Source organism: Phenylobacterium sp., from assembly GCF_036263695.1.
Lineage (GTDB): Bacteria > Pseudomonadota > Alphaproteobacteria > Caulobacterales > Caulobacteraceae > Phenylobacterium.
In genome coordinates this window covers 1-6630 of sequence record NZ_DATAGM010000331.1, presented here as the reverse complement: position 1 = coordinate 6630, position 6630 = coordinate 1, and the positions used below count along the sequence as shown (strand labels likewise).

The 6630-nt window shown below is 72.6% G+C and carries 6 protein-coding genes; 2 read left to right on the top strand and 4 right to left on the bottom strand.

All coding sequences use genetic code 11. From position 1 onward, the window contains the following. Positions 1 to 482: DUF805 domain-containing protein (locus VHK87_RS13475; protein WP_329635409.1), on the top strand; the 482-nt coding region annotated here is incomplete at its 5' end. Positions 483 to 560: 78 nt separating this feature from the next. Here the strand turns inward: VHK87_RS13475 and VHK87_RS13470 are convergent. Beyond that, positions 561 to 1877, bottom strand: a complete 1317-nt coding sequence (locus VHK87_RS13470; RefSeq protein WP_329635408.1) for an MFS transporter — start codon at positions 1875 to 1877, stop codon at positions 561 to 563. 64 nt (positions 1878 to 1941) lie between these two features. After that, complete coding sequence (gene pgi / locus VHK87_RS13465; protein WP_329635407.1) at positions 1942 to 3555, bottom strand: glucose-6-phosphate isomerase; 1614 nt, start codon at positions 3553 to 3555, stop codon at positions 1942 to 1944. A 91-nt stretch (positions 3556 to 3646) separates the two neighbouring features. Between pgi and VHK87_RS13460 the strand changes: the two genes are divergently transcribed. Next, a complete protein-coding gene (locus VHK87_RS13460) occupies positions 3647 to 4168 on the top strand; it encodes a hypothetical protein (RefSeq protein WP_329635406.1) in 522 nt (173 codons plus the stop codon). Positions 4169 to 4231: 63 nt separating this feature from the next. On the opposite strand, the gene VHK87_RS13455 is transcribed toward VHK87_RS13460, so the two are convergent. Further along, positions 4232 to 4846 carry a thioredoxin family protein gene (locus VHK87_RS13455; protein ID WP_329635405.1) on the bottom strand — a complete coding sequence of 205 codons (615 nt, stop codon included), beginning with the start codon at positions 4844 to 4846 and terminating at the stop codon, positions 4232 to 4234. 29 nt (positions 4847 to 4875) lie between these two features. After that, positions 4876 to 6630, bottom strand: a 1755-nt coding sequence (locus VHK87_RS13450; protein WP_329635404.1) for a protein-disulfide reductase DsbD family protein, incomplete at its 5' end; no start/stop codon positions are given.

Sequence of the window (6630 nt, the reverse complement as noted above, 5' to 3'; positions counted from 1 at the left end):
GGAAGACACTTTTCCTCACGGCCGACGGCCGGATCGGCAAGCGCGATTTCTGGATCGGCTTTGCGATCCTGTTCGGCATCGGGTTCGTCGCCGGTATGATCCCGGTGCTCGGCCAGATCATCAGCCTCGTACTGATCTATCCGACGGTGTGCGTCTTCTCGAAGCGCCTGCATGACTTCGGCAAGACCGGATGGCTCTACCTAGCGCCGGTGGGCATCACGGTCGTGCTCATGATCGTAATGGGGGTGACCGGGGGCATGGCCTTCATGGGCGCAGGCTTCGCCGGAAACGAGGCCGCCGCCGCCGGTTCGGCCATGGCGGGCATGGGGCTGATTTTCGCGCTGGCCCTGCTGGGCTTCGCCGTGTGGGTCGGCTTCCTGCTGTGGGTCGGCCTCACCAACGGCGACCAAGCCGACAACCGTTACGGCCCGCCGCCGGTCTCGCTGACCGGGGGGACGGCGAGCCCGCCGACCATCGCCTGACGATCGACAGGACCTGAGAGTTCGAGAGCCCCGGATCGCAAGGTCCGGGGCTTTTGCTTATCCGCCGCGCCGCCGAAGCTAGCGCGACAGGCGCGCATCGATCTCTTCGAAGCTCTGCCCCTTGGTCTCCCGCGCGATCAGGGCGGCGGCCAGGCTGATCAGGCAGGCGATCAGCATGTAGACCGCCACCGGCGTGGCCGAGCCGCTCTGTCGGAAGAGGGCGATGGCGATGATCGGCGCGAGGGAGCCGGCGACGATCGAGGTCACCTGATAGGCCAGCGATGCGCCCGAGTAGCGGATCCGGGTCGGGAACAGCTCGGCGATGAAGGCCGCCTGGGGGCCGTACATGGCGCCGTGCAGGATCAGGCCCATGGCCATCGCCGCGCCCACCGCCTGCGCCGTGCCGGTCTCCAGCAGGGGGAAGAAGGCGAAGCCGAACAGAGCCATGCCGCCGGCCCCCACGGCGTAGACCGGCCGGCGGCCGATGCGGTCCGACAGCCAGGCGAACAGCGGCAGGGTAAGGCACTCGGCCGCCGCGCCGATCAGCAGGGCGTTCAGCGCGACGCTTCGCGTAAGGCCGACCACGTCCACGATGTAGGTGATCGAGAAGGCGGTGATCACGTAGTAGGAGATGTTCTCGCCCACCCGAAGGCCCGCGCCGACGGCCACGCCGCCCGGCCGCTGCCGGATCGCCTCGATGACCGGCGCGCGGTGGGCGCCCCCCTCGGCGGCCTTGGCGAACACCGGCGATTCCTCCAGTGAGACCCGCACCCACCAGCCGACCGCGATCAGCACCGCCGACAGCAGAAAGGGGATGCGCCAGCCCCAGGCCAGGAAGTCCTCGTCGCTCTGCACGGCCGCGAGCAGGGCCAGGACCCCCGCGGCCAGCAGGTTGCCGGCCGCCACGCCCGCCTGCGGGAAGCCGGCCCACAGGCCTCGCCGCTTCGCGTCGCCGTACTCGGCGGCCATCAGCACCGCCCCGCCCCACTCGCCGCCGACGGCGAAGCCCTGCACGAGCCGCAGCAGCGTCAGCAGCACCGGCGCGAGCAGCCCCACCTGGCCGTAGGTGGGCAGCAGCCCGATCAGGAAGGTCGCCCCGCCCATCAGCACAAGGCTGAGCATCAAGAGCTTCTTGCGCCCGATGCGATCGCCGAAGTGGCCGAACACGATCCCGCCCAGCGGTCGGGCGACGAACCCGAGGGCGTAGCTCGCGAACGCCAGCATCGCCCCCGTCAGCGGGTCGGCCGACGGGAAGAACAGCTTGTTGAAGACCAGCGCCGCCGCCGTCCCGTAGAGGAAGAAGTCGTACCACTCGATGGTGGTGCCGATCAGGCTCGCCATCACCACCTTGCCGAGGCCGGAGCGGGGGGCGTCGGGTGCGGCGGCGGCGGTCATGCGCCCATCGGATGACATCTCGACCTTGGCCGCAAGCTTCCTCCCTTGCACGAGGCGAGGAAGCCTAGCCCCGCACCTTGCCGATCAGCGCCGCCGTCGAGGGATCGTGCGCCCCCGCGCCGCCGGCAAGATCGGCGAGCACTCGGTTCGCCAGTGTCTTCCCCAGCTCGACGCCCCACTGGTCGAAGCTGTTGATCCCCCACAGCACGCCCTCGACGAAGGTCTTGTGCTCGTAGAGGGCGAGGAGCGCGCCGAGCGCTTCCGGCGTCACAGCGTCCATGAGGATGAAGCTGGAGGGCCGGTCGCCAGGGAAGGTGCGCTGCGGCGCGAGCTCGTCGATTTGGTCGGCGGGCGCGCCGGAGCCCTCCAGCTCGGCCCGGACGTCGGCCTCGCTGCGGCCGATCATCAGGGCCTCGGCCTGGGCGACGGCGTTGGCGAGCAGCTTCTTCTGGGCTTCAGGGTCGCCCTCGCGAGCCCGGCGTACGGCCAGGATGTCCAGCGGGATTACGTCGGTCCCCTGGTGCAGCAGCTGGAAGAAGGCGTGCTGGCTGGTGGAGCCGACCTCGCCGAACACGCTGGCGGCGGTGGCCCGGGCGACCGGTCGCCCCTGAGCGTCCACCCGCTTGCCGTTGGACTCCATCTCCAGCTGCTGCAGCCAGGAGGGCAGCAGGCGCAGCCGGTGGGCGTAGGGGATCACCGCCCGCATCGGCCGGCCAAGGCCGTTGCGGTTGAAGACGTGGGCCAGGGCCAGCAGCACGGGGGCGTTGACCTCCAGCGGCGCCTGGCGGAAGTGGGCGTCCATCGCCGCTCCGCCCGCCAGCACCGCCTCGAACACGTCGAAGCCGAGCGCAATGGCGCAGGACAGGCTCACCGCCGACCAGACCGAGTAGCGGCCCCCGACCCAGTCCCAGAAGCCGAACACCTGGCCCTCCGGCACGCCGAAGGCGCGGGCCTTGTCGGGGGCGGCGGTGACCGCGATCAGATGAGCGTCGGCGGCGGGGCCAAGGGCGTCGCGCAGCCAGGCGCGCGCCGTCTCGGCGTTGGCCAGGGTCTCCTGGGTGGTGAAGGTCTTGGACACGGCCACCACCAGCGTCTCAGCGGGATCGAGGCCGTCCAGTGCGAAGGCCAGTTCGGCCGGGTCCACATTGGCGGCGAAGCGCAGCTCGATGGGAGCCGAGAGCGGCCGTAGCGCCTCCCACACCAGCCGTGGGCCGAGATCCGAGCCGCCGATGCCGATGTGGACGATTGCGCGGAACGGCTTCCCCGTCGCGCCAGTCTGCGCTCCGCTCCGCACCGCTTCAGCGAAGGCGCGCATCGCGGCGCGGGTGGCCTCTACCTCGGCCGACACCGGCTGGCCGTCGGCGGTGAAGGCGGCGCCCGCGGGCGCGCGCAGGGCGGCGTGCAGGGCGGCGCGCCCTTCGGAGCGGTTGATGGGCTCGCCGGCAAGCTGGGCGTCCCGCGCCGTCTCGACGCCCGCGTCGCGGGCCAGCTCGAGCGCGATCTGCAGGTCGGCCACCGACCAGGGCTGCTTGGACAGGTCCAGGTGGAGCCCGGCGGCCTCGAGGGTGAGCCTCGTCAGGCGCTCGGGCTCGGCGTCGAACAGGGCGGCGATGCGGCGGCCCTCGGCGGCCCGGGCGGCGGCTTCGAAGGCGGCCCAGGCCTTGGCGGACGCTCCCAAACTCCCCTCCCCGTCAAATCGTAAGCGCGGCGTTTACCATGCGGCGGTTACAGGAAAGCTCTACTGCTGTCTCGGTTCCGGAGGGGATCCCATGTCCTGCGAAGCTGTCGCCGCCGCCGCCCTGCTGTGGCTGGCCGCCGGCCCCGCGCCCGCTGCGGCCAACGCCCCGCCGGCCGCGGTGGCGCAGGAGCCGCTGTTCGCGGAGATCGTCTCGCGCGCTCGGGCGCTGAAGACCGAGGTCGACGGCTACCGCGCGGCGGGCGCCGCGCCCGCGGGGGACTTCGCGGCCCGCATCGGCGAGCTCGCCGCCCTCGACATGAAGGGTCACGTCGCGCTCCGCGACCGTGGGATCGACGGGGACCTGAAGTGCATCCTGCGCGGCATCGCCGAGGACCTGCCGGTCAAGCTCTCCGAGCTGGCGAAGGCCCCCGACCCCAAGGCCCGGGACCTGGCCCTGCGCGACATGGCCTACCTGCTCAACGACAACGTCGAGGTCATCACCGCGCCCGTCCCTCCCCTTCATGGGGAGGGTGGCCCGGAGCGCAGCGACGGGATGGGTGGGGAGGTAACGGGCCTGCACAGCGGTCGCCATCCAGCGCCGAGCGCGCTCTAGACTCCCCCACCCCGGTCGGCTGCGCCGACTCGACGCTCCCCATGAAGGGGAGGGAAGGCGCGCCTACCCCTTGTACTTGACGCTGCACCCGTACGGCTTGCTCACCGGCGTAGCGACCTTGCGGCCGGCCCTGAGGTCGGCGAGGGCGGCGCTGACGTAGTTCTTGGCGCCCTTCAGGCTGGCGGGGTCGGCGGAGGGCCGGTCGTCGATGCCGCCCATGTAGGCCAGGCGCCCGGCCTTATCGACGACGTACATGTGCGGGGTGGTGCGGGCGTCGTAGGCCTTGCCGACCTCGCCCTCGGGATCGAGCAGCAGGGCGGTGGCGGCTGCCTTGTTCGAGGCCTTCCAGCCCTTGGCCTCGGCAGGCGCGAGATAACCCTGGGTTCCGGGTGCGGAGGAGATCAGGGTCAACCAGACCGCCCCGTCGGCGGTGGCCTGCTTCTGCAGGCTCTGCATGGCCCCCGCGCCATAGTGCTTCTTCACATAGGGACAGCCGCCGTTGTGCCACTCGAGCACGACGGTCTTGCCCTTGAATTCGGACAGGGAGCGGGTGCGGCCGTCGGCGTCGACGGCCTGAAAGTTGGGCGCGGGCTGGCCGACTGTCGGCGCGGCGGCGGCGGGGGCGGCGATCGCCAGCACCGAGGCGGCGAGGACGAGGCGGCGGGTCAGGCGGGTCATCGGCTCGGCTCCAGTACGTTTCAGCGACCCTAGCCGGCGGCGGCGGCCTCCAGGGCCTGGACCACTGTCCGGCCGGTCAGGATCTGCGGCAGGATAACGCCGTCCGCCGAGCCTTTTCCATAGACCAGATAGAGGGGCACGCCCGCGCGGCCATGACGGGCGAGCTCGGCGGCGATGACGTCGTCCTTCAAGGTCCAGTCGGCCTTCAGATAGACCGTTCCCGTCCGCTGGAAGGCGTCGGCGACCTCGGCGCTGGTCAGCGCCGTGCGCTCGTTGACCTTGCAGGTGATGCACCAGGCGGCGGTGAAGTTGACGAACACCGGCCGGCCCTCGGCGCGCGCGGCGGCCAGCCGCTCGGGGCTGTAGGCCTCGTAGGGGATGTCGGCGGCGGCCTCCGCGGCGACGGCGGTCGCGGGCTGGTAGCCGGGCCAGACGACCGCGACGAGCGCGGCGGCGGCCAGCACGCCCGCCCCGGCGCCGGGGAGCAGCGGCCCGCGACCTTGCGCCTGGCGGTGCTGGGCGATCCCGGCCAGCCAGGCGGCCAGCGCGACGACGACGGCGGCGGCGAACAGGCGGGCCAGCGCTATGTCGCCGGCCTGCACCGTCAGCACCCAGGCGAGCCAGGCGGCCGCCCCGTACATCGGAAACGCCAACAGCTTGCGGAAGCCGGCCATCCAGGGCCCAGGCTTCGGCAGCCTGGCCAGCACGCCGGGCACGAAGGCCACCAGCACGAACGGCAGCGCAAAGCCGAGGCCGAGGGCGGAGAACACCACCAGGGCCGCCGCGGCGCTTTGGGTCAGGGCCCAGCCGAGCGCCGGGGCCATGAACGGCGCCGTGCATGGCGCGGCCACGACCACGGCGAGCGCGCCGGTGAAGAAGGCGCCGGCCAGCCCCTTGCGGGAGGCCAGGCCCGCGCCCGTCCCCTGCAGCGAACTGCCGACCTCGAAGACGCCGGAGAGGTTCAGGGCCACCGCCAGCATCAGCAGGGCCAGGGCGGCGACGACCGGCGGCGACTGCAGCTGGAAGCCCCAGCCGGCCGCCGCGCCCGCCGCCTTCAGCGCGATCAGCAGGCCGGCGAGCGCCAGGAAGGTCGCCAGCACGCCGGCGAGGAAGGCCAGACCATGGCGCTGGGCCTCCTTGCGCTCGTGCGCATGGCCGGCCAGCCCGGCGGCCTTCATCGCGAGGATCGGGAAGACGCAGGGCATCAGGTTGAGGATCAGCCCGCCCAGCAGCGCGAAGCCGATGGCGAGCGGCAGGCCAAGCCCAGCCCCGCCGCCGCCGCTGGGCGGCGCGCGCGCCGGCGGCGGGCCGAGGCCCGCGGCGCCGGCGGGGGCCGGCCCCGCCTGGGCGCCGATCTCGAAGGCGCGGCCGTCGGCGAGGCTCAGGACGCCGGCGAGCTCGGCCGGCGGGGTAGGCGACTGGAAGCCGTAGCCAGGGGTGAGGGTGAGGGTCAGCCCCTCGGGGCCGCGCTCGACGGCCTGCGGCTTGGCGTGGTCGATGGCCGCGCCGTCGAAGGGGAAGAAGTAGGCGTCTGCGAAGTCTGCGCCCTTCACCGGCCCGCCAGCCACGGCCAGCTTCAGCGTCTCGCCCTCGCGGGCGAAGGCGGCGGTGAGCGGGACGGCCTTGGGCGCGGCCTGCAGCGCGGCGGCGACCGCCTCGCCGAACTGCGGGTGCGGTCCGGCAGGCGCCGCGGCGATCGGGAGCCGGATCCCGAGGACCGCGTCCTCCGGCACGCAGATCTCTTCGCAGACCAGGAAGGCGACGGCTGCGGTGAGCTCGACGGT

Bases quoted from the DNA above. Each gene is read 5' to 3' on its own strand.
- VHK87_RS13455 (WP_329635405.1), bottom strand. From the start codon at position 4,846: ATGACCCGCCTGACCCGCCGCCTCGTCCTCGCCGCCTCGGTGCTGGCG.
- VHK87_RS13460 (WP_329635406.1), top strand. From the start codon at position 3,647: ATGTCCTGCGAAGCTGTCGCCGCCGCCGCCCTGCTGTGGCTGGCCGCC.
- VHK87_RS13470 (WP_329635408.1), bottom strand. From the start codon at position 1,877: ATGACCGCCGCCGCCGCACCCGACGCCCCCCGCTCCGGCCTCGGCAAG.